This is a genomic window from Micromonospora sp. CPCC 205546, from assembly GCF_036902715.1.
In the GTDB taxonomy this organism is placed as follows: Bacteria; Actinomycetota; Actinomycetes; order Mycobacteriales; family Micromonosporaceae; genus Micromonospora.
Genome location: NZ_JBAKHL010000024.1, coordinates 72,863 through 94,644 on the forward strand (window position 1 = coordinate 72,863; position 21,782 = coordinate 94,644).

Annotated in this window: 20 protein-coding genes and 2 tRNA genes; 14 read left to right on the forward strand and 8 right to left on the reverse strand. The window is 72.1% G+C overall.

All coding sequences use genetic code 11. The annotated features are described in order from the left end of the window. The first annotated feature begins 12 nt into the window (after nucleotides 1-12). From V6U77_RS14135 to V6U77_RS14150, 4 genes are read left to right on the forward strand one after another with little or no spacing between them, the layout of a single operon-like run. Nucleotides 13-1,002 (forward strand): aldo/keto reductase, encoded by a 990-nt coding sequence (locus V6U77_RS14135; protein ID WP_334606765.1) that lies wholly within the window; start codon nucleotides 13-15, stop codon nucleotides 1,000-1,002. Between the two features lie 58 nt (nucleotides 1,003-1,060). After that, entirely contained in the window at nucleotides 1,061-1,798 is a 738-nt protein-coding gene (locus V6U77_RS14140; RefSeq protein ID WP_334606766.1) for a hypothetical protein, read from the forward strand. After that, nucleotides 1,795-2,670, forward strand: coding sequence for a family 3 encapsulin nanocompartment shell protein (locus tag V6U77_RS14145; protein ID WP_334606767.1), 876 nt, complete (start codon nucleotides 1,795-1,797; stop codon nucleotides 2,668-2,670). The genes V6U77_RS14140 and V6U77_RS14145 overlap by 4 nt, the downstream gene beginning before the upstream one ends. Nucleotides 2,671-2,688: 18 nt before the next feature. Then, a complete protein-coding gene (locus tag V6U77_RS14150; protein ID WP_334606768.1) occupies nucleotides 2,689-3,852 on the forward strand; it encodes an MFS transporter in 1,164 nt (387 codons plus the stop codon). A 115-nt stretch (nucleotides 3,853-3,967) separates the two neighbouring features. Here the strand turns inward: V6U77_RS14150 and V6U77_RS14155 are convergent, their stop codons facing one another. The 4 genes from V6U77_RS14155 to V6U77_RS14170 all read right to left on the reverse strand — a co-directional run bounded on the left by V6U77_RS14155 (nucleotide 3,968) and on the right by V6U77_RS14170 (nucleotide 10,655). Beyond that, the gene (locus V6U77_RS14155; protein ID WP_334606769.1) at nucleotides 3,968-5,065 is read right to left on the reverse strand and encodes an NAD(P)/FAD-dependent oxidoreductase; all 1,098 of its coding nucleotides are present in this window, start codon (nucleotides 5,063-5,065) and stop codon (nucleotides 3,968-3,970) included. Nucleotides 5,066-5,222: 157 nt separating this feature from the next. Next, a complete protein-coding gene (locus tag V6U77_RS14160; protein WP_334606770.1) occupies nucleotides 5,223-6,446 on the reverse strand; it encodes a S8 family peptidase in 1,224 nt (407 codons plus the stop codon). A gap of 117 nt (nucleotides 6,447-6,563) precedes the next feature. After that, on the reverse strand, nucleotides 6,564-9,635 hold the full coding sequence (locus V6U77_RS14165; protein ID WP_334606771.1) for an Hsp70 family protein: 3,072 nt from the start codon (nucleotides 9,633-9,635) through the stop codon (nucleotides 6,564-6,566). 105 nt (nucleotides 9,636-9,740) lie between these two features. Then, nucleotides 9,741-10,655: a sigma-70 family RNA polymerase sigma factor gene (locus tag V6U77_RS14170; RefSeq protein WP_334606772.1), complete on the reverse strand. Its 915-nt coding sequence runs from the start codon at nucleotides 10,653-10,655 to the stop codon at nucleotides 9,741-9,743. A gap of 95 nt (nucleotides 10,656-10,750) precedes the next feature. Here V6U77_RS14170 and V6U77_RS14175 point away from each other — a divergent pair, with 95 nt between their 5' ends. Next, complete coding sequence (locus tag V6U77_RS14175) at nucleotides 10,751-11,209, forward strand: carboxymuconolactone decarboxylase family protein (protein ID WP_334606785.1); 459 nt, start codon at nucleotides 10,751-10,753, stop codon at nucleotides 11,207-11,209. Nucleotides 11,210-11,279: 70 nt separating this feature from the next. Here the strand turns inward: V6U77_RS14175 and V6U77_RS14180 are convergent, their stop codons facing one another. Further along, nucleotides 11,280-11,699 carry an ASCH domain-containing protein gene (locus V6U77_RS14180; protein ID WP_334606773.1) on the reverse strand — a complete coding sequence of 140 codons (420 nt, stop codon included), beginning with the start codon at nucleotides 11,697-11,699 and terminating at the stop codon, nucleotides 11,280-11,282. Between the two features lie 473 nt (nucleotides 11,700-12,172). After that, entirely contained in the window at nucleotides 12,173-12,898 is a 726-nt protein-coding gene (locus V6U77_RS14185; RefSeq protein ID WP_334606786.1) for a hypothetical protein, read from the reverse strand. Between V6U77_RS14185 and V6U77_RS14190 the strand changes: the two genes are divergently transcribed. The 3 genes from V6U77_RS14190 (at nucleotide 12,809) to V6U77_RS14200 (ending at nucleotide 15,140) form a co-directional block, all read left to right on the forward strand. Further along, nucleotides 12,809-13,186 carry a contact-dependent growth inhibition system immunity protein gene (locus V6U77_RS14190; RefSeq protein ID WP_334606774.1) on the forward strand — a complete coding sequence of 126 codons (378 nt, stop codon included), beginning with the start codon at nucleotides 12,809-12,811 and terminating at the stop codon, nucleotides 13,184-13,186. The genes V6U77_RS14185 and V6U77_RS14190 overlap by 90 nt on opposite strands. A 119-nt stretch (nucleotides 13,187-13,305) precedes the next feature. After that, a complete protein-coding gene (locus V6U77_RS14195; protein WP_334606775.1) occupies nucleotides 13,306-14,469 on the forward strand; it encodes an outer membrane protein assembly factor BamB family protein in 1,164 nt (387 codons plus the stop codon). 212 nt (nucleotides 14,470-14,681) lie between these two features. Next, nucleotides 14,682-15,140, forward strand: coding sequence for an integrase (locus V6U77_RS14200; protein WP_334606776.1), 459 nt, complete (start codon nucleotides 14,682-14,684; stop codon nucleotides 15,138-15,140). Nucleotides 15,141-15,210: 70 nt separating this feature from the next. Here V6U77_RS14200 and V6U77_RS14205 read toward each other — a convergent pair. Next, nucleotides 15,211-15,284, reverse strand: a tRNA-Gly gene (locus V6U77_RS14205). A 189-nt stretch (nucleotides 15,285-15,473) separates the two neighbouring features. On the opposite strand from V6U77_RS14205, the gene V6U77_RS14210 reads away from it, so the two are divergent. The 6 genes from V6U77_RS14210 (at nucleotide 15,474) to V6U77_RS14235 (ending at nucleotide 20,969) form a co-directional block, all read left to right on the forward strand. Next, nucleotides 15,474-15,547: transfer RNA gene (locus tag V6U77_RS14210), tRNA-Pro, on the forward strand. 136 nt (nucleotides 15,548-15,683) lie between these two features. Continuing rightward, nucleotides 15,684-17,036 (forward strand): trigger factor, encoded by a 1,353-nt coding sequence (tig, locus tag V6U77_RS14215; RefSeq protein WP_334606777.1) that lies wholly within the window; start codon nucleotides 15,684-15,686, stop codon nucleotides 17,034-17,036. A 169-nt stretch (nucleotides 17,037-17,205) separates the two neighbouring features. Continuing rightward, the gene (locus tag V6U77_RS14220; protein ID WP_091628855.1) at nucleotides 17,206-17,847 is read left to right on the forward strand and encodes an ATP-dependent Clp protease proteolytic subunit; all 642 of its coding nucleotides are present in this window, start codon (nucleotides 17,206-17,208) and stop codon (nucleotides 17,845-17,847) included. Between the two features lie 10 nt (nucleotides 17,848-17,857). Then, the gene (locus V6U77_RS14225) at nucleotides 17,858-18,520 is read left to right on the forward strand and encodes an ATP-dependent Clp protease proteolytic subunit (protein ID WP_334606779.1); all 663 of its coding nucleotides are present in this window, start codon (nucleotides 17,858-17,860) and stop codon (nucleotides 18,518-18,520) included. A 217-nt stretch (nucleotides 18,521-18,737) separates the two neighbouring features. After that, a complete protein-coding gene (clpX, locus tag V6U77_RS14230) occupies nucleotides 18,738-20,033 on the forward strand; it encodes an ATP-dependent Clp protease ATP-binding subunit ClpX (RefSeq protein WP_334606780.1) in 1,296 nt (431 codons plus the stop codon). Nucleotides 20,034-20,171: 138 nt separating this feature from the next. Further along, nucleotides 20,172-20,969: a carbon-nitrogen hydrolase family protein gene (locus V6U77_RS14235; RefSeq protein WP_334606781.1), complete on the forward strand. Its 798-nt coding sequence runs from the start codon at nucleotides 20,172-20,174 to the stop codon at nucleotides 20,967-20,969. A gap of 3 nt (nucleotides 20,970-20,972) precedes the next feature. Here V6U77_RS14235 and V6U77_RS14240 read toward each other — a convergent pair whose 3' ends face one another. Further along, the gene (locus tag V6U77_RS14240; RefSeq protein WP_334606782.1) at nucleotides 20,973-21,200 is read right to left on the reverse strand and encodes a hypothetical protein; all 228 of its coding nucleotides are present in this window, start codon (nucleotides 21,198-21,200) and stop codon (nucleotides 20,973-20,975) included. Nucleotides 21,201-21,782 lie beyond the last annotated feature (582 nt).

Below are 21,782 nucleotides of genomic sequence, written 5' to 3' on the forward strand. Positions count from 1 at the left end.
ACGGATGAGGGAGTGGAATTGCGATACCGCAGGATGGGTCGGCTCGGCTGGCAGGTCAGCGAGGTCGGGTACGGGATGTGGGGCATCGGCGGTGGACCCGGCGGCTTCACCGGCTGGGACTACGACACCGCACCGACCTGCCTGGACGAGGCGGTGGAACGGGGCTGCAACTTCTTCGACACCGCCTGGGTCTACGGGCGGGGCGTCAGTGAGCAGCTCCTCGGCGGCCTGGTGCGCCGGCACCCGGACCGCCGGCTCTACCTGGCCACCAAGATCCCGCCGAAGAACCGCGAGTGGCCGCCCGGCCCGCAGGACACCCTGGACGACGTCTTCCCGGCCGAGCACATCCGCGAGTACACCCACCGCAGCCTCGAGAACCTCGGGGTGGACCGGATCGACCTGCTGCAGTTCCACGTGTGGGAGGACCGGTGGGCCGCCGACGGCCGCTGGCAGGAGGCCGTCGCGGACCTCAAGCGGGAGGGCGTGGTCGAGGGGATCGGGATCAGCGTCAACCGGTGGGAGCCGACGAACTGCCACGCCGCCCTCGACACCGGCCTGATCGACGTCGTGCAGGTCATCTACAACATCTTCGACCAGGCGCCGGAGGACGAGCTGTTCCCGCGCGCGCAGCGGGACGACATCGCGATCATCGCCCGGGTCCCGTTCGACGAAGGGACGTTGACCGGCACGTTGACCGCCGACAGCACCTGGCCGGAGGAGGACTGGCGCAGCACCTACTTCGGGCCGGAGAACCTGCTGCCCAGTGTGGAGCGCGCCGAGCGGCTGGCCGCCGACGTGCCCCCCGGGATGACCATGCCGGAACTGGCGCTGCGGTTCATCCTGCACCACCCTGCGGTGAGCACGGTGATCCCCGGCATGCGCCGGGCCGAGCACGTGCGCGCCAACCTCGCCGTCAGCGACGGCGTGCCGCTGGACGCCGGGCTGCTGGAGACGCTGCGCGGCCACCGGTGGGACCGCAAGCCCACGGCGTGGTCGCAGTGAGCGCGGCCCGCCGCGGGGCCGCGTCCGGGCGGCGGGAGACTCGGTACGGGAGGCGGACATGCCGGTGATCGCCATGTGGGCGCATCCCCGGGCGCTCTCCACCGCGTTCCTGCGCATGATGATCGCCCGCGGTGACGTCACCGTCGTCCACGAGCCACTGGTTACCCTCGTCGACGAGGGGCACGTCGAGCTGCCCGCCGCCGACGGCGGCACCGTCACCGTGACCGACGCGTCCGCGGTCGTCGCGCACCTGAGCGAGCTGGGCCGGGACCGGACGGTCTTCGTCAAGGACACGCTCGAGTACCGCTACGAGCACCTGTTCGAGCGTCCTGAGGCGATCGCGGACGTCACGCACACCTTCATCGTCCGCGACCCGGCCCGCACGATCAGCTCGCACTACGCGATCAAGCCGACGGTGACCTGCCCGGAGATCGGTTACGAGCACCAGTGGGAGCTGTTCGACCTCGTCCGCCGCACCGCGCGCCGGCCGCCGGTGGTGATCCGGGCCGAGGACCTGCTGCGGCATCCCGGCGACACGGTGGCGGCCTGGTGCGCCGACGTGGGCCTGCCGTTCCGGCCGGAGGCGCTGAACTGGGCGCCGGGGGAGCGCACCGAGTGGCAGCGCACCCGCAAGTGGCACCTCGACGTCGAACGCACCTCGGGCTTCTCGCCCGTCGAGAAGTCCTTCGAGGTGACCGTCGCGAACAACGACACCCTGCGGTCGTACCACGACTACCACCAGCCCTTCTACGAGCGGCTGATCCGGCACGCCATCTCCATCAGGGAGGACTCATGACCACCACCACCCCCGCGCCGCCCGTGACCGTGCCACCCGTGAGCGCGTCGTCGACGCTGTCGCCCGGCGAACTGTTCGCCCGCGCGTACGCCGACGATCCCGCCGGCGCCGAGGTGCGCTTCGGCTACACCATCACGGACGCCTTCCAGCCCACGAAGGAACGGCCCCGGGTGACCGTCCGCAACCTGTTCCGCAAGCGGTCGGTCGGCATGGATCCGGTCCGGTTCTGGTGCGAGGGCCGGCCCGACGCGGCCGAGGCCGCCGCGGTGCACGAGTCGGGCCTGCGCCGGGAGGCCGCCTTCCGGTTCGGCACCGCCTCCGCCGGGGTGCACCCGATCCGCGCCTGGGTGCGCATCCCCGAGGAGATCGCCGACGACCCGGAGGCGCTGGCCGTCTTCATCGACTACCGGCTGCTGGTCCGCCTCGCCACGGCCGAGAACCAGGCGCTGACCATCGGCGAGGGCGGCCTGCTGCGGCACCCGGAGATCGAGCGGCTGCCGTACCGGCACGACTGGCTCAGCGGCCTGCTCGCCGCCTGCGACGAGATCGAGCAGACCGGGGCCACCCCGCACGCGATGATCGTCAACCCGAGGGACTACTACACCCACCTGCTCGGCCGGGGCACGCTGCTGACGGACCTGACCCGCAACGGCGTCCAGATCAGCCGTACGCGGATGGTCGCGCCGGGCGAGGCGGTGGTGGGGGACTTCGCGATGGCGGCCCGCCTGCTGGACGCCGGGCGCTCCTCGATTCGCGTCGGCACCCCGCCGCCCGGTACCCTGGCCGCCGACGGCCCAGCCGTCTGCGCCGAGATCCACGAGGGCCTGGCCGTGCACCTGCCGACCCACTTCTTCCACGTCGTACCGGCCTAGGAGCGTCACGGTATAACCATGACCGGCGGGAAACTGTTGTTCTACAGGCCTATCGCGCCGCTCTTCGCCGCGATCTTCCTCTGTCTGCTCGGCGTGGGCGCGTCCCTGGCCGTGCTGCCGTTCTACGTACTCGACGAGTTGGACGGCAACCGGGTCGAGGTGGGGGTGGTGATCGCCGCGATCGCGGTCTCCGCCGTCATCGCCCGGCCCATCGCCGGCCGGATCGGCGACCGGCACGGATACCGGACGGTGATGCTGGGCGGGGCGTTGGTGTGTGCCGCCGCCGGGTGCGCCTACCTGGTGGCCGGCAACGTCGGCGTGCTGGTCGGCGTCCGGGTCCTGCACGGGATCGGTGAGGCGGCCGTCTACACCGCCGGCGCGGCCTGGCTGGTGGCCCTGGCGCCGGCCGACCGGCGGGGCCGCGTCGTCGGTTTGTACGGCATCTACATGTGGCTGGGCATCACGCTGGGCGCCCTGCTCGGCGCGGTGCTGCTGCGTACCTCCGGCTATCCGGCGGTGTGGTTGTTCGCGATCCTGACGGCGGCCGCCGGGGCCGCGCTCGTCGCCGCCCGACCGGGGCCGCAGCAGGCGAGCCCGGCGGGCCGGGCCGGCATCCTGCCGCGCAGCACGGTGGCGCCCGGCGTCGCGCTCTCCCTGGCCGGGTTCGGCTACGCCGCGCTGGCCGCGTTCGTGGCGCTGCACATGGCCGAGCGGGGCGTCGAGAACGGCATCGCCGCGTTCAACGCGTTCGGCTTCACCTACGTGGGGGTCCGGCTCTTCGTCGGCGGGCTGCCCGACAAGCTCGGCGCCGGCCGGGTGGCCGTCGGCTCGGCCCTTGTGGAGGCGGTGGGGCTGCTCCTCGTCGCGGTCGCGCCGAACCTGCTGGTCGCGATCCTCGGCGGGCTGGTGATCGGTGCCGGGCTGTCGCTGCTCTTCCCGGCGCTGGCGCTGCTGGTGATCAATCGGACGGAGCCAGCCCACCAGGGGGCGGCGCTCGGTGCGTTCACCTCGTTCTGGGACATCGGCCTGGTGGCCGGGGCGCCGCTGGCCGGCCTGGTCGCCAGCATGGCCGGCTACCCGGCGGTCTTCCAGGTGATGCTGCTGGCGGCGCTGCTGTCGGCCGGCATCTCGGCGTTGACGATGCTCCCCCGACGCGCACCGCAGAACCAAGCCCCCGTTTGACCCCCCACCCCACCCCACCCGGCCACGCTTCGGTGATCATGAGGTTGACGGCGGAGTCGATCTCCTCGGCTGCCGCCGACCTCATGATCACCGGAGGTCCCGCCCGGGGGCGGGGTCAGGGGAGGCGAGACGGGGAGAAGGGGCCGGGGTCGACCGGGGGCGCGTCGTCGACCGCCAGCGCGGCGAGCAGGGCGCCCGCCGCGGGCGAGGTCTGGACGCCGTAGCCGCCGAGCCCGGCCATCCACAGGAAACCCGGCGCGTCGGGCGCCGGGCCGATCACGGGCACGTCGTCCGGGGCGGCGGTCCGCAGCCCCGCCCAGGGCTGGTGGACGCGGCGGATCTCCAGTGTGGTCGCCGCCTGCACCCGGTCGGCGCCGATCGCCACGTCGAGGTCGTCAGGGCGGGCGTCGCCCGGCGGCACGGGAGTGGTGTCGCACGGGGAGACCAGCAGGCGCCCCGACTCCGGCTTGAAGTAGAAGCGGTTGTCGATGTCGACGACCATCGGCCAGTCCACCACCGGGACGCCGGCCGGCGCGTCCACCAGGAAGGCGGTCCGCCGCAGCGGCGTCAACCCCATCGGTCGTACGCCGGCCGCCGCCGCGACCTCGTCGGCCCAGGCACCCGCGGCGTTGACGACGACCCGGGCGGTGAACTCGCCGGCGTCCGTGGTGACCTGCCATCCGTCGCCGCCCCGCCGCAGCCGACGGACCCGCGCGCCGCACACGACCCGGCCGCCGGCCGCCCGGACGCCCCGCAGGTAGCCCTGGTGCAGCGCGGCGACGTCGAGGTCCCGTACGGCCGGCTTCACCATCGCCCGCCGGCACCACTCCGGCCGCACCACGGGGCAGTGCCGGGGCAGGTCGGCGACGTCGATCTCGCGGGCCGGCGGGTCCACATCGGCCCCGTCGCGCAGCGCCGCCTCGAAGGACTCCTCGCTGCCGGGTGGGCAGATGGTGAGGACGCCGCGCGGGGTGAGCAGCGGGTGCTCGCTGAACCCCGGCGGCGGCGCGGTGAGGAAGCTCCGGCTGGTACGGGTCAGTGCGCGCACCGCCGGCCCGCCGTAGTACTCGGAGAACGTCGCGGCCGAGCGGCCGGTGGAGTGCTGGCCGGGAACCTGCTCCATCTCCAGCAGCACCACGGTCCCGTACGCGGCGAGATGGTGTCCGGCGCTGGCGCCCGCGATTCCCGCGCCGATGACCAGATAGTCGATCATCGATCAGACGGTAGTCGGCGAGCCCGGCCGGGACAAGGCCGGCATCCGCCGATGTGACACCGAGGGCACGGCGGGCGTGACGAGCGGGGCGGCCCGCGCGGCCCGCCGGTGCGACGGGCCGCGCGGACGGGCACCGGGCTCCGGTGCCCCTGGGTGATCAGGCGCCGCAGTAGAGCAGGCGGTTGGGCGTGCCGCTGACCACGCCCGTGACCACCCCGGTCGTCGCCCGGCCGGTCAGGTGGGCCGCGACCTGGGCGGGGCTCCAGGCCGGGTTGGCCGAGAGGGCGAGCGCGGCGCAGCCGGCGACGTGCGCGGCGGCCATCGAGCCGCCGCTGATCGTCGCGACCGCCGCGTCACCGGTGTGCCAGGTGGAGGTGATGTTGGCGCCGGGGGCGTAGAGGTCCAGGCAGCTGCCGTAGTTGCCGCTCGGCATCCGGGCGTCGGTGCTGGTGGTGCCGGCCACGGTGAGCGCCGCCGCCACCCGGGCGGGGGAGAAGTTGCAGGCGTTGGTGTTCGAGCTGCCCGCCGTGACGGCGTAGGGCACCCCGGAGGCGATCGACCGGTTCACCGCGGCGTCCAGCGCCGTGCTGGCGCCGCCGCCGAGCGCCAGGAGCGCCACCGCCGGCCGTACCGCGTTCGCGGTGACCCAGTCCACCCCGGCGATCACCTGGGAGAAGGTGCCGCTGCCGGCGCAGTTGAGCACCCGCACCGGCCGCAGCCGGACCTCCTTGGCCACCCCGTGGCGGGTGCCGCCGATGGTGCCGGCGAGGTGGGTGCCGTGGCCGTTGCAGTCATCCGCCGGGCCGCCGTCGACCAGGTCGACGCCACCGCCGGCCCGGACGCCGAAGTCGCCGTGTGTGCTCCGGATGCCGGTGTCGATGACGTACGCGTGCACGTTGTGGGCGGTGTTCGGATAGGCGTACCGACCGTCGAGCGGGAGGTGGCGCTGGTCGATCCGGTCCAGCCCCCACGACGGCGGGTTGAGCTGCACGCCCGGCCCGACGAGGGTGACCACCCGGTCCCGCTCCACGTACGCCACGGCCGGGTCGGCGGCGAGCCGCCGGGCCGCCCGCTCCGGCAGGTGCGCCACGAATCCGTCGAGCGCGTGCCCGTAGACGCGGCCGACGGTGGCGCCGTAGCGGTCGGCCAGCCGGCCGGCGGTGTGCGTGACGGCCGCCCTCCGGTCGCCGGCGCCGCCGAGTGCGCCGTCCCTGAGCACCACGACGTATCCGTCGGTCACGGCGTCCGGGGCCCCGGCGTGCAGGATCCCGCCGGTGGCCGGGGTCGCCGCCGCGGGGGTGCCCATCGTGGCGACGACCGCGGCGGCGGCGAGTACGCCCACCGCGCGGGCGCGCCATCGCCGGGTACGGGGAAGTGTCATCTGCCGGTCCTCCTCCTGTCGGCCCCGCGCCGGCTCGTGGCCGCACGCGGGGCAACCTGGCCGTTGGGAGGAGGCTATCGGTTGTATAGATCAATATGAATTGCTGTCGGGTTTCGGCTACCGCTCGGCGAACCGGTAGAGCACGAAGCCGTACGGGGACTGCGCCCCGGCGTCCCCGCGCTCCCTGCCGGCGCCGCAGGCGATCACGTCGCTGTTCCACGAGCACGTGTCGCTGCGTACGTCCTCCAGCCGGCCCAGCTCGTGCACCTCGCCCGAGCCCACCGACATCCCGGCCACGCTGCGGTCGTCCTCGATCGAGCTGGGTGGGTCGGCGAGGAGCAGCAGGTTGCCCGCGTCGAGCCGGACCGCCACCCCGCCGCGCTCCGGAAGTACGGCGCGTCCGTCGGGGCCGAACAGCGTGTCGGCCGACTCCGGGGAGGTCCGGCGGGCGAGCAGGTGTTCGCCGAGCGGCACGAGCCGCGTCGCCCGCGGTGCGTCCCAGCTGGTCACCTTCTCCTCGGTCGCCGCCACGATCTCGGTGGTCCCGCCGTCGCCGCCGGTGACCTCCAGCAGGCACGCCCGCCGTTCGCCGCAGGGCACCAGGGCCTCCGGCCTGCGCTTGTCGTCCTGCGCGGTGTGGAGCACCTTCGGCTGGGCGTCGCTCGTCAGGTCGTACGCCAGCAACTGGTAGCCGGCGTCGTCGCGGGCCACGTAGAGCCGGTCCTCGTGCGCCACCACGAGGTCGTCGTGGTCGGCCACCCCGGCGCGGCTGCGGAGCACCCGGCCGCTGCCCATGTCGATCAGCCGGACGGACCGGTCCGCGCCCACCTGCACGATCCGGTTGACGTCGCCGCGCCAGGGATCGCGCGGGGAGCCGTCGATGAAGGCCGGGCCGCCCAGCGCCTCGTCGGTGGTGACCGGGTGGACGCTGGTGCGGGTGTTGTCGTACTCGTCGCGCGGGCTGGGCTGCGCCCACTCCTCGCGGCCGTCGCCGAGGCGCAGCCCGACGAGCCGGTTCCCGGTGCGGTCCACCTGCACAGCGACGCCGTCGCCGAAGAGGATGTCGTCGTCGCCCAGGATCGACCGGCGCCACCGCTGGTCGCCGGAGGCGCCGTCGAGCAGCACCAGGTCGCGGGGGGTGTCGTCGCCGATGGCGTCGGCGAGGACGGCGACCGCACCGGGCAGGGCCACCATCCGTTTCCACCGCTCGGAGGACGCCGCCGTCTGCTTGCGCCACTTCACCGCGCCGGTGCCGGCGTCGACCGCCACCACCTCCAGCCGCCCGTCGTCGAGCGGATACCCGAGGTACGCCCGGTCGCCGAGGACCGCGGTGAACATGTCCGCCGGCCGCTCGGTGCCGGCGGGGACCCTGGCAACGAGGTCGACGGTCCGGAACTCCAGGGCCGGATAGCGGTCCCGGGTCAGGTACAGCACGGACGCGGTCGCCACGCCGGCGAGCGCGAGCACCGCGGCGAGCGAGATCCAGAGCGCCCGGCGTCGGGGGAGCGCCGGCCCGCTCCGGCCGCCGGGCGACGGCGACACGGGCGCCCCGGAGACGGGTACGCCCGAGAACGCCCCCGCAGCACCGCCCGGGGGCACGCCCGGCGCCGCGAAGGACGCCCCGCCCCCGGCCGGTGCGCCCGGGGCCGGCGTCCCCGACGGGGCGTACGGCGCCGCGCTCGCGGACGACGACGCAGCCGGCCCCCACGGCGACGAGCCCGCGCCCGGGGGCGCGAACGGCGACGAGCCCGCCCCCGCCGGCGCGAACGAGGCCGGGCCTGCCTCCGGCGGCGCGAGCGGTACCGGACCCGCGCCCGGCGGCGCGGACGAGGCCGGGCCTGCGCCCGGCGGTGCGAAGGGAGTGGCCGGTGACGGTGCGGCGGGCACGGTCGGGGCGGTCGACGGGCCACCGGCCACGGTCGGCGCCGGGCTGGCGGGCATGGCCGGTGTGACGCCCTCCGGTCCGGCGACGGCGGTCGGCGCCGGTGCGGCCGCGGGTGGCGCCGGCGCGACGGCGGGTGCGGCGAAGGCGTCGGCGGCCCGGGCGCGCCGGGGCAGGGGCAGGTCGGTGAGCGCCCCCTCGGCGACCGGCAGCTCCGGCTGCTCCAGCACGGTCGGGGCGACGCCCAGCTCGGCGTGCAGCAGCCGGGCCACCATCGGCATCCGGGTGGCGCCGCCGACCAGGAACAGGCCGGAGAGTTGCCGCGGGTCGAGCCCGGCCGCGCCGATCACCTCCCGGGTCACCGCCACCGCCCGGCCCAGCAGCGGCGCGGCCACCCGCTCCAGGTCGGCCCGGGTGAGGGTGACCGCCGCCTCCACCCCCGGTACGGCCACCGGCGCGGCCGCGACCCGCGACAGCATCTCCTTCGCGCCCCGCACGTTCTCCCAGAGCTCGTGCCGCTCCCGCCACTGCGTCGCGGACTCCGGCCGGGTCAGCCGCTCCCATCGCGCCGGGTGGTCCTCGGCGACCAGCTCGCCGAGCCGTGCCAGCAGGGCCGCGTCCACGTCCAGACCGCCGAGGTCGTCGGCGCCTCCGGCGGTGACGACCGTGAACCCGGAGTCGCCCCACGGGTCGGCGCCCTCGTTGCGCAGCACCGCGACGTCCAGCGTCCCGGCGCCGAAGTCGAAGACCGCGATCGTCCCGCCCACCGGCACCGGCCGGCGCAGCATCTGGGTGTAGTAGCGGGCGGCGGCCACCGGTTCCCGCAGCAGCCGGGTGCCCGGCGGCGTGGGACCGGAGAGCGTGTGCTCGGCCGCCGACGGCCAGCCGGCCGCCGCCAGGGCGTCGGCCAGCACCTGGCGGCGGGCCGCGTCCCAGGTCGCCGGGCAGGTGAGCACCGCCGGGGGCAGGAACCCGACCGCCTCGACGGCCGCCCGGGCCACCGCGTGCAGCGTCGCGGCCAGCAGCTCGGCCGGCGGGTACCGGCGATCACCCAACATGACCGCGGGCTCGTCGACGCGCCGCTTCGGGTTCGGCTCGTACCGGCCCGGGTCGGTCCGGGCCAGCCGCTGGGCGTCCCGGCCGGCGTGCAGCAGCCCGTCGGTGTCGGCGTACACGCCCGAGGGGATGATCGGCTGCCCGTCCACGAGCAGCGGGCGGGTGTGCCCGTCGGGCCGGCGCAGCACGGCGACGGTGTGGGACGTGCCGAGGTCGACGCCCAGGGCGTACCCCTCGTGCTGGCCTGCCATCTGCCGTTACCTCCGCGGGACGAGGGGATGCCCGGCCCCGCATCGTACGCAGCAGCCGCACCGGCACGGTTCGCGCCCTGACGTGCGGCTCAGGCGGCGCGGCCGTCAGCCCACGGTCACATCCAGGTCGGCGATCTGGTCGGGGTCGGCGACCACCTCGATGCCGATGATCCGGTCGGTGACCACGAAGCTGAGCACCAGGCGGGTACGGCCGTCGACGAGCACCACCGCTCCCGGCGCGCCGTCGACGAACGCCGGCACCGCCTCCTGCGCCTTGCCGGAGAAGAAGTCGGCCACCGTGGCCGAGCCGCGTGCCTCGCCGGCCCCGCCCATCCGGACGGCCGCGGCGTCGGAGCGCAGGACGACGTGCGGGTCGAGCAGGGTGAGCAGGTCGTCGAAGCGCCCCTCGCGGGACGCGGCCAGGAACGCCTGGACGATCCCGCGCTGCCGGGCGCGGTCGGCCTCCGGCGCCGGCGACCCGTCCTGCACGCGCCGGCGGGCCCGGCTGGCGATCTGCCGCACGGCGGCCGGGCTGCGGTCGACCACGGGCGCGAGCTCGTCGAAGGAGACCGCGAACATGTCGTGCAGCACGAACACCAGCCGCTCGGTGGGGCCGAGGGTCCGAAGCACCACGGCCAGCGCGCGCCCCACCGATTCCGTGAGCATCGCCTCCCGCTCGGGGTCGACCTCACCGGCTACGGACGCGCTCGACTCGTCGGCGGCCACCTCGGCGGGCCGCTCGTGCCGCGCGGCGCTGGAGCCCAGCCGGTCGAGGCAGACCCGCCCGACGGTGGTGGTGAGCCAGCCCGGCAGGTTGTCGATGCCGTCGACGTCGGCGCGGCTGAGCCGCAGCCAGGTGTCCTGGACCGCGTCGTCGGCCTCGGCCCGGGAGCCGAGGATCCGCTGGGCCACGGAGCGCAGCCGGGGGCGCTGCTCCTCGAAGCGTTCGGCGAGCAGGTCGGCGGCATCGCCACCCCGGCGGGCGTCCCGTCCCGGTGTGGCCCGGGTCACATCTGTCACGTCGCTCCTCCGGCTGTCGACAGCAGGGTGAGGAACCAGGAGCGCTGCCACGGCGAAGGCCGGCAGCGTAACAGGAAGGACGGTGCGAGATGTCCATGCAGGCCCGTATGCCCAACCCCGCGACGCTGCTCCCCGACACGGTGAAGGCCATCAACCTGCTCTACAAGGCGGCCCACTCGGCGGGCGTCCCCGGGAGCACCCTGGAACTGGTCCACCTGCGGGCCAGCCAGATCAACGGATGCTGCGCCTGCGTCGATTCCGGTGCCCGCAACGCCCGCAAGGCGGGGGAGACCGAGGAACGGCTGTTCGCGGTGGCCGCCTGGCGGGAGACGCCGTACTTCACCGACGCGGTGCGGGCCGCGCTCGCGCTCACCGAGGCCGCCACCCGCCTCGCCGACCGGGCCGACCCCGTGCCCGACGAGGTGTGGGACGAGGCCGCCCGCCACTTCGGGGAGAAGGAACTGGCCGCGCTGGTGCTCTGGCTCGCCACCACCAACTTCTTCAACCGGTTGAACGCCACCACCCGCCAGCCCGCCCCGCAGAACTGGGGCTGAGCGGGCGACCGACCCGGGCGTACGGCGCGTGCCGCCGCACGCCCGGGTCGCCGCGTACGCCAAGAGGCGCTCAGACGGTGTGCACCAGCCGGAATCGTTCGAGCAGCACCGGGGTGTCGTCGTCGACGGTGAAGCCCGGGTCGCCCAGCTCCGCGCGCACCTCCGCGCTGTGCCAGAACGTCTCGTGCCCGGCCCGCCACTGCGCCACCGACTCGTACCCCTCGCCCTCGTCGAGGGCGTGCTGCAGGTCGACGTCGCCGAGCCGCACCACCCGTACGTCGCTCGTCTCGATCACCGCGACCCGCCGGCCCGCCGAGTCGACCACCGCCGATCGCTGCCCGACCTCGGGCAGCGGCTCGTCCGTCCGCTCGTAGCCGAGCACGAGGCTGGACGTCGAGGTCTTCGCGCCGGACAGGATCGCGGCCACCAGGCTGTCCCGCAGCGGTCCCGGAAACGCGAACTCCGCGGACGGAAGATCATCAAGTGCCACGTCGAAAGACTACCCACGTCGTACGGCGGTCGCCTTCCGATCGTCGTGGCGTCACAGGGCGCCGCACCTGCGTGGCACCCGCCCGGAACGCCTGATCCGGTGGTCCCACGACCTCAGACGCGCGCCGCCGCCCGCCCCGCCCGCCAGCGAAGCAGGGCACGGCGAAGGCCGGCACCGCCAGCAGGATCGCCGCCACGACGATGGACGTGGGCAGCGGGGAGACCTCCGGCAACACCAGTACCGCCGACAGACCCGCACACCAGAGGACCCCGGCGCGATCCGGCGAACCCAGCTCATGGCGAGAAGGTGCAGCAGACGTCGGCCTCGGCCCTGCGACGAGAACGGCCCAGGTACGGCGGGAACGCCGGCGACCTGGGCCGGAAGCTGCGTACGGACGATCGGACCCGCACCGTCAGGTCGAAGCGCGCCCTCGCGGCGCCGCCCCCGCACCTGCCGACCGACGGTCCTCGAGGCTAACTACCCTTGATGTACGCGATCGTGGGCTTGTCGGAGTTGTACCGAACAAAATGATCGGTATTGCTGAAGGTGTTGCAACCGTAGCTGTCGCCTTCCTGGTCGAAGAACTCGTAGTCGTAGTGCTCTTCGTTGGAAAACTCCAGCCGGTAAGCATATCCGCCGGCCTCGTCCCCCGACATGTCGGCATTGGAGTGCAGCTTGTACCTCGAGATGGCCGTCGTGTTCTTGAAACTGGGCTCGGTGGTTATCCAGTCGTTCCCACCAACGGGCCAGTTGCAGCTGATGCCGAAGTCGGTCTTCCCCATGGGTGCGGACGATCCGCCCTGGTCAGCGTTGGGTTCGCCGAGGTAGCCCACCTCGTACTTCTTCCCCTTGGCGCTGGTGAACTCTCTCCACACGATGGCATCCTCGTTGACTTTGACGGCAACCTTCTTCGCCATTTCCCACCTTTTTCGACAGGGCGGTTGTTGCTCCGCCTCGACATGCCCCCGTACGCGATCAATGGCCACGATAGGTGAGTGATCGGCGAAGCGACCTGATTTGCTCACTACCGCCTCGGCCTGACGATGTTTCGGTATCATGTCGCGGTGCCGTAATGCCCGGTCGTGGCCGCCCGCTGCCGGACCCGCGTCATGCTCGGCCAGCAGATCGGTGTGCCGTCCCTGCTGCCTGTCGCGGTACAGGTTCTGCTCCGAGATCCCTTGGCCGAGGGCGACCACCACCCGGGCGATCTGCTCCTGAACGTGCTGCGACTACCGGCCTCGGCGTGGTCCGACTTCCGCACCGAACGGGAACGCTTGGCGTCGACTGAGGTGGTGTCCGTGCCGCGAGCGTGCGTTCCACGCCTCGACGCATTCGTCTCGATGCGCCCGCAAGGGACTGCGAGCGAGGATGCGCAATTACCTCCGGCTGGGCCGGCAAGAGAGCGGCCAGGCGCGGCGACGACGACGCTGACCTGGGTCGGAGTTCGTGAAAGGCACGGGCAACCATGGGCGTCGCTCGAGCCATAAGATCACCGGCACTGCGGCACCGAGGCAGCAGGGACGCATCCCGGCGCGACGCCGGGAAGGAAAGACAAGGCGCGGGGTTGTGCGACGCCGCGCCAACGGGGGGGGGGGGGGGGGTACGGGTGAAGCATCCACTGAAGGTGCTGACCGCTGCCGCGGTGCTCGCGGCGACGGTGGCGATGCCGGCGGCACCGGCCGCCGCGGCCGGCACGGGCTGGTGGGCCATGTCCGGCTACCTGGTCAGCAACAGCGGATTCAACCCCAACGAGTCGAGGGTGACGGTCCCGACCGTCCCGAACCTCAAGCTCGCGTACACCGGCACCCCGGCCCGGACCGGCCAGCGTGCACCGGTCGTCGCCGACGGACTCGTGTACACGCAGGATGACACCGGTGTGACGGCCACCGACGAGGAGACCGGCGCGCAGATGTGGCGCTTCGAGCCGGACCCCGAGAGGTTCCGCTCGCCTTCGCAGCTCGTCCACACGGCCGGCCGGATCGTCTGGGCGGTGAACGACAGCCCCGCCATGCCTGGCGCCGATTCCACGCAGATCTTCGTGCTCGACGCCACGGCCGGGACGGTGATCCGGGACTTCCACGACGAGGGCGTGGTCACGCAGATCCTCGTCGACCGGGACGTCGTCGTGGTCTCCGGCGAAAGCCGCTACAGCAGTGACACGCGCGCCTACCGCCTCGCCGACGGGCAGCTGCTGTGGCAGCGCAACCAGTACATGAAGCAGCCGGTCTCGGCGAACGGTCGCGTCCTTGTCTCGGGAACCGGAATGGGAGCCGGACCCCTGACGAGCACCATCGTCGACATCGGCACCGGCAGGATCGTCCACACCACTCAGGACCGTGACTACCGGCCGCTCGCGGCGGACGAGACGGGGACCAGGTTCTACGTCGGGTGGGGGCACAGCCTGCAGGTCCTCGACGCGACGACCGGCACCCTGACCTGGCTCGCGTCGGGCCTGTACCCGAGGTTCGTGGTGGTCACCCCGACCAGGCTGTACGTCACCTCCACCACGGGCACCGTCTCGGCGTTGAACCGCAGTACCGGTGCCACGATCTGGAGCCGGAGCGTTCCGGAAAGCCAGCACCAGCGGTCGATCATCGCGGGTGGTGTCCTGTACGTCACCGCCAAGAGCGACCGGGTGCACACCCTGAACCCGGTCGACGGTGCCCCGCTGAGTGCGCCGGCGTTCACCGGCGCGGTCGACCAGCTCGTGGTCACCTACGGCAGGGTGTACGTCACCGACGGCACGAAGCTGACCGTCTACGGCCTCTAGCCTCGGTCCTTCACGGCTGTCGGGCGGACCTGACCCACCGGCACAAACCAACGAGCGGGAGATCGCCGGCGCCACCACGCGAACCCGCCTCGGACGGCACGGCCGGGCTGTCGACCGCCGGGGACAACGGCTACTGGCACGTGGCTGGCACGGCTGCGCGGTGGCGCGCGGCTGTCCGGCGGCGTACGGCCCACCGCCGGCAGGGAAATACCTTGGCGGGGAAGACCGACCGTGAGGTGATCCACGTGCGGACGCGACTGCGGCAGACCCGAATCGGTGCACGGACCTTCGTGTGGCGCGCGGAGATCCGGCACGTGCTGGGCAGCGGTGACTGCCACCGGTGCATTCGGCTGCGCGTGTGGGGCGCCGGGAAGACGAGCCAGGCACTCCAGGCGGATCTGCTCTCGGTCGCCTGGCCCGCGCCGTGGGGGGCATGCGCCACCGACGGCGCCTATCCGACGCCGGCCGACGTACGAGCCGTCATCAGTTACGCCCTGGGGCACGGGTGGCAGCCCGAGAGGCGAGGCGGAACGTTCGTGCTGACCGAGCACGAGCACGCGGCCCGGTTCAGCTTGCCTGATTTCCTTCTGACCGATCGGCTGCGGACGCCCGAGGCTGCCGATCCCACGATCCGGGTGGTCCGCGCCCACGAGCTACGTCAGACAGCGTGACGGTAGAGAGAGGCGGAGACGAGATCGGCCCAGGCTCGGCGATGACGCCGCTGACCTGGGCCGGAGTTCGTGGAGCGGGCGACGGGAATCGAACCCGCACCGTCAGTTTGGAAGACTGAAGCTCTACCATTGAGCTACGCCCGCGTACGCCCGGTTGCTGTGGGCGCGCCGACAGCGTACCCAATGACCTGCCCGCCCCGCGCGGCCGTATCCCGTCCGGGGGAGCGGCGGGGGTTCAGGCCGTGCTGGATGTCCGGTTGGTCCTCCTTCGGCGCGTTGGGTGACGCCCCGGGACTTCCGGCTGGCCGCGACCGCATAGACTGCTCGTCGCCACGGGGTGTGGCGCAGCTTGGTAGCGCACTCGCTTTGGGAGCGAGGGGCCGTGGGTTCAAATCCCGCCACCCCGACTGTCGTCCGCGGCCGGTCGCCGGGGTCGCCCCCCGCGCGGTCCCCGGCCGCTGCCGGTGCGTCCGGCCGGCTCGCCTACACTCGATGGGCTTATCACGCCCAGACTAAAACCGAGATCCGTCAAGGAGTACGCCTGTGAAGAGCACCGTCGAGACTCTGAGCCCGACGCGCGTGCGGCTCGCCATCGAGGTGCCGTTCGTCGAGCTCGAGCCGAGCCTCAGGAAGGCGTACCGGGAGATCGGGCAGCAGGTCCAGGTGCCCGGCTTCCGCAAGGGCAAGGTTCCGGCGGCCGTGATCGACCAGCGGGTCGGCCGGGGCACCGTCCTCAACGAGGCGGTGCAGGAGGCCATCCCGCAGAACATCCTCGCCGCCGTCCGCGAGCACGACCTGAAGACGCTCGGCCGCCCCGAGGTCGAGATCACCGAGTTCAACGACGGTGACTCGCTGAACTTCACCGCCGAGGTCGACGTCCGCCCGGAGATCACCCTGCCGGACCCGGCCACCATCGAGGTGACCGTCGACGAGCTGCAGATCGACGACAGCGAGATCGACGAGCAGGTGAAGAACCTGCGCGAGCGGTTCGCCACCCTGAAGACCGTCGAGCGGGCCGCCCAGGAGGGCGACTACGTCCAGATCGACCTGAACGCGACCGTCGACGGCGAGGACGTGCCGGGCGGCTCCGCCAGCAACATCTCCCACGAGGTCGGCAGCAAGCAGCTCCTGCCGGGCCTGGACGAGGCCGTCGTCGGCTTGGCCGCCGGCGAGAACACCAGCTTCACCACCCAGCTCGTCGGCGGCGACTTCGCCGGTCGTGACGCCGAGGTGGCGGTGACCGTCCGCACGGTCAAGGAGAAGGAGCTGCCGGAGCTCAACGACGAGTTCGCCCAGATGGCGAGCGAGTTCGACACCATCGAGGAGCTGCGCGGTGACCTGCGCGAGCGGGTCACCCGGGGCAAGCGGGTCGAGCAGATCTACGCCGCCCGCGACAAGGCGCTGGAGCAGATGGTGGCCGCCGCCGACGTGCCGGCGCCGGAGGGCATCGTCCGCGAGGAGGTCGAGAGCCGCAAGCAGGCGATGGTCGACCAGCTCGAGCGGATCGGCGCCTCCCTGGAGGAATACCTCGCGGCCGAGGAGAAGACCGAGGAGCAGATCGACACCGAGCTGACCGAGGCGGCGACCGAGGGCGTGAAGGTCCAGCTGCTGCTGGACACCCTCGCCGACGCCGAGGACGTGCAGGTCTCCGACGACGAGTTCGGCCACGAGATCGTGCACCGGGCCCAGCGCGCCGGGATGGCTCCGCAGCAGTACTACGACCAGCTGGTCCGCTCGGGCGCGGCCGGTGCCGTCTTCGGTGACGTGCGGCGGGGCAAGGCCCTGGCCTCTCTCATGGAGCGCATCAAGATCAAGGACTCGGCGGGCAACGAGGTCACCCTCGACGCGCTGCGCGCCGAGAGCGAGGCCGAGCACGACCACGACCACGAGCACTGATCGTCGGGGGAGGCCGCCGTCCGCCGCCTGCGGTGGACGGCGGCCGATTCCCTTTTCGGGTACGCCTCGGCGGTGCTGCGCTGATAGCGAACACTGCCCGGACCGACGCTCTGCCATCCGGCTGAGCGGTTAGTGTCGGGTAGGACGGTACGGAGAGCGAAGGGCTGCCATGACCGACATGCACATCCAAGCGAAGCCGCTCCGGGCGATCGATGCCCGCGGTGGCGACACCATTGGCAACCTCGACGACTCGGTCTACAACCGGTTGCTCAAGGAGCGCATCATCTTCCTGGGCAGCGAGGTGACCGACCAGGTCGCCAACCGCATCTGCGCGCAGCTCCTGCTGCTCGCCGCGGAGGACCCGGACCGCGACATCAACCTCTGGATCAACTCGCCGGGCGGTTCGGTCTACTCCGGCATGGCGATCTACGACACCATGCAGTTCATCGACAACGACGTGTCGACCGTGGCGATGGGCATGGCGGCGTCGATGGGGCAGCTGCTGCTCTGCGCCGGCACCAAGGGCAAGCGCTACGCCCTGCCGCACGCGCGGATCATGATGCACCAGCCCTCCGGCGGTCTGGGCGGCACCGCGTCCGACATCGCCATCCAGGCGGAGCAGATGCTCTACACCAAGCGGATGTTCCAGGAGCGGGTCGCGCACCACACCGGCCAGAGCCAGGCGCAGATCGAGGCGGATTCCGACCGCGACCGCTGGTTCACGGCCCAGGAGGCCCTGGACTACGGCTTCATCGACAAGGTGATCATCGGGGCCGCCCAGGTTCCGGATGGCGCCGGGACCCTGAGCTGAGGAGCTGACGATGACCGACCTGAGCCTGCCGCCCCAGTTCGCGGCCGTGCACAACCGCTACGTCCTGCCGTCGTTCGTCGAGCGCACGTCGTACGGGGTCAAGGAGTCCAACCCCTACAACAAGCTCTTCGAGGACCGGATCATCTTCCTCGGCGTCCAGGTCGACGACGCGTCGGCCAACGACGTGATGGCGCAGCTGCTGACGCTCGAGGGCACCGACCCGGACCGCGACATCATCATGTACATCAACTCGCCCGGCGGTTCGTTCACCGCCATGACGGCGATCTACGACACCATGCAGTACGTCCGCCCGGACATCTCGACGGTCTGTCTCGGCCAGGCGGCCAGCGCGGCGGCCGTGCTGCTGTCGGCCGGCACGCCGGGCAAGCGGATGGCGCTGCCGAACTCGCGGATCATCATCCACCAGCCGGCCACCGAGGGCGGCTACGGGCAGGGCTCGGACATCGAGATCCAGGCCCGCGAGATCCTGCGGATGCGCACGCAGCTCGAGGAGATGCTCTCCCGGCACTGCAACCAGCCGGTCGAGAAGGTCCGCAAGGACATCGACCGCGACAAGATCATGACGGCCGAGGAGTCCAAGGAGTACGGGCTGGTGGACACCATCCTCACCAGCCGCAAGAAGGGCCTGCTGGCGGCCAACGCCGCCAGCTGAACAGCTCGCGTCTCGGTCGGCCGGGGGTCCACCTCCGGCCGACCGTCTGACACACCCGATTTGGGGGTCGGAGAAACCTCCGCCAGCGGGTAACGTCGGGTCTGTGCCGCTCCACCGGTCCTCCGGAGGGGTGTACGAGCGGGATGAACGAGGCGGACGCTTCCACGTCCGCAGGCGAGGGCCGGGTCTCCGGTCGACGAGTGCAGGGAGAACGTAGGTGGCACGGATCGGTGACGGCGGCGACCTACTGAAATGCTCGTTCTGCGGGAAGTCGCAGAAGCAGGTCAAGAAACTCATCGCGGGGCCCGGGGTCTACATCTGCGACGAGTGCATCGATCTCTGCAACGAGATCATCGAGGAGGAGCTGGCCGAGTCCGGCGAGGTGAAGTGGGAAGAGCTTCCCAAGCCGATGGAGATCTGCCAGTTCCTCGACACCTACGTCGTCGGGCAGGACCAGGCCAAGAAGGCGCTCGCCGTAGCGGTCTACAACCACTACAAGCGGATCCAGGCCGAGGCAGCCGGCGCGCCGGGCTCCGGCAGTGATGCCGTCGAGCTGGCCAAGTCCAACATCCTGCTGCTCGGCCCGACCGGGTGCGGCAAGACCCACCTGGCGCAGACGCTGGCTCGGATGCTGAACGTGCCGTTCGCCATCGCCGACGCCACCGCGCTGACCGAGGCGGGCTACGTCGGCGAGGACGTGGAGAACATCCTCCTCAAGCTGATCCAGGCCGCGGACTACGACATCAAGCGTGCCGAGACCGGCATCATCTACATCGACGAGGTCGACAAGATCGCCCGCAAGTCGGAGAATCCGTCGATCACCCGGGACGTCTCCGGCGAGGGCGTGCAGCAGGCGCTGCTCAAGATGCTCGAGGGCACGGTGGCCAACGTGCCGCCGCAGGGCGGGCGCAAGCACCCCCACCAGGAGTTCATCCAGATCGACACCACCAACGTGCTGTTCATCTGCGGTGGGGCGTTCGCCGGGCTGGATCAGATCATCGAGTCCCGCACCGGCCAGGGCGGCACCGGCTTCGGCGCCCGGCTCCGCTCGGTGTCCGAGCGGTCGACGGACGACATCTTCAGCCAGGTCATGCCGGAGGACATGCTGAAGTTCGGGCTGATCCCCGAGTTCGTCGGCCGGCTCCCGGTGATCACCAACGTGCGCAGCCTGGACCGCTCCGCCCTGGTGCGGATCCTCACCGAGCCGCGCAACGCCCTGGTCCGCCAGTACCAGCGCCTCTTCGAGCTGGACGGCGTCGAGCTGGAGTTCGACCAGCCGGCGCTGGAGGCGATCGCCGACCAGGCCATGCTCCGGGGCACCGGTGCCCGTGGCCTGCGGGCGATCATCGAGGAGGTCCTGCTCTCCGCGATGTACGAGGTGCCGAGCAACCCCGACGCCGCCCGGGTGCTCATCACCCGCGAGGTGGTGCTGGAGAACGTCAACCCGACGATCGTGCCGCGCGAGTTCACCGGCCGGCGCGCCCGCCGGGACCGCGAGGAGAAGTCGGCCTGATCCACCGTCGCCGCGCCCGCCCGTCAGGGTCGGGCGCGGCGACGTGTCCGCGTCCGGCCGGCGTCGGTCGATCGGACCAGCGCCGTGAGCACCGATCGAGGCTGTCGCCGCGCGCACCGCGGTCGTACGCTGGTCCCCATGCGTGTCGCCGTCTGCCAGCTCAACTCCCGGGAAGACCGTAAGGCGAACCTGGCGGCCGCGGAGGCCCTGCTGGAACGCGCGGCGGCAGCCGGGGCCGACCTGGCGCTGCTGCCGGAGTTCGTCGACTACCTCGGTCCCGCCGCGGGCCTGCCCGAGCCGGAGCCGGTCGACGGCGAGGTGGGCCAGTTCTTCGCCGGCATCGCCCGGCGGTGTGGCATGTGGTTGATCGCCGGCTCGATCCACGAGCGCGGTCCGGATCCGGACCGCACCTGGAACACCTCCCTGGTCTTCGACCGTTCCGGCACGCTCGTCGCCACCTATCGCAAGATCCACCTGTACGACGTGGAGATCCCCGGCCGGGTCTCCTACCTCGAGTCGGCCAGCGTGGCCCCCGGCGACCAGCCGGTGGTCATCGACGTCGAGGGCCTTCGCGTCGGCCTGTCGATCTGCTACGACCTGCGGTTCCCGGAGTTGTACCGGCAACTCGTCGTCGACGGCGGCGCCCAGCTGCTCGTGGTGCCGGCGGCCTTCATGGCCCACACGGGGCGGGACCACTGGGAGGTGCTGCTGCGCGCGCGGGCCATCGAGAACCAGTGCTTCGTCGCCGCGGCGGGGCAGACCGGCGACCACGAGCCGAGCCGGACCTGTTACGGGCGCAGCATGGTGGTCGACCCGTGGGGGACGGTACTCACCCAGGTGCCCGACGGACCGGGCCTGGCCGTCGTCGATCTCGATCTCAACCGACTGCGGACCATCCGCGCCGAGCTGCCCAGCCTGGCCAACCGCCGCCTCTGACGCTCACCCCTGCAGCAGCACGCCCACCACGGCGAATCCGGCGATCGCGGCGGCCGTCACCAGTAGCGCCGTCGTCATCCGGGACCGTCCCCGTCGGGCCAGTCGGGCCACCGAGACCACGACGACGAAGATCACGAAGGCGCCGATGACCACCTGCCAGAACGGCAGCAGCAGTCCCGTCAGCGCGTCCTCGGCGAGCAGGGTCACCCGGGTGCGCGGGAGGTCAGCCATGACAGACACTCTGGCATGCCGGGGCCGCCCCCGAACCCCGCGAGCCCATCACGAATGCGCCACCGCCGGCGGGGTCCCGCCGCAGCCAGCGACGGATGCCGATTTGCCTTCTCCGCGAGGGCGGCGTAACTTTCTCTCTGCACGCGGAAGGCCGGACAAACCGGCCGACGAGGGCACCAGGCTCGTGGCGGAGACGCCGAGCGAGACTGAGAATCCGGGCGGTGCGAGGGCGCTCCAAGACGGGGTTGCGATCGCGAGGCCGACCGGGTAGAGTTCTGAAGCCGGCAGGAGCCGGGCGGATAACCACGAAGTGGCGATCGGCCGGTCTGCGGTTTCCCACGACAGCAGCGACCGCCGCGAAGCGGCGTGCGTCATCGTGGACCTGGAACGCTTCCTTGATCACCTCGGATACGAGGTTGACGAGGGGGAGTGAGCCGAGTAGGGTAGAGGAGTTGCCCCAAGCGAACTCCCACGATGTGGGACGTTTGAGTGGTGTGTGGTTGTTCTTTGAGAACTCAACAGGGTGCTTGATAAGCCAGTGCCAATTATGATTTATACCCCGGACTGGTCAGGCTTCGGTTT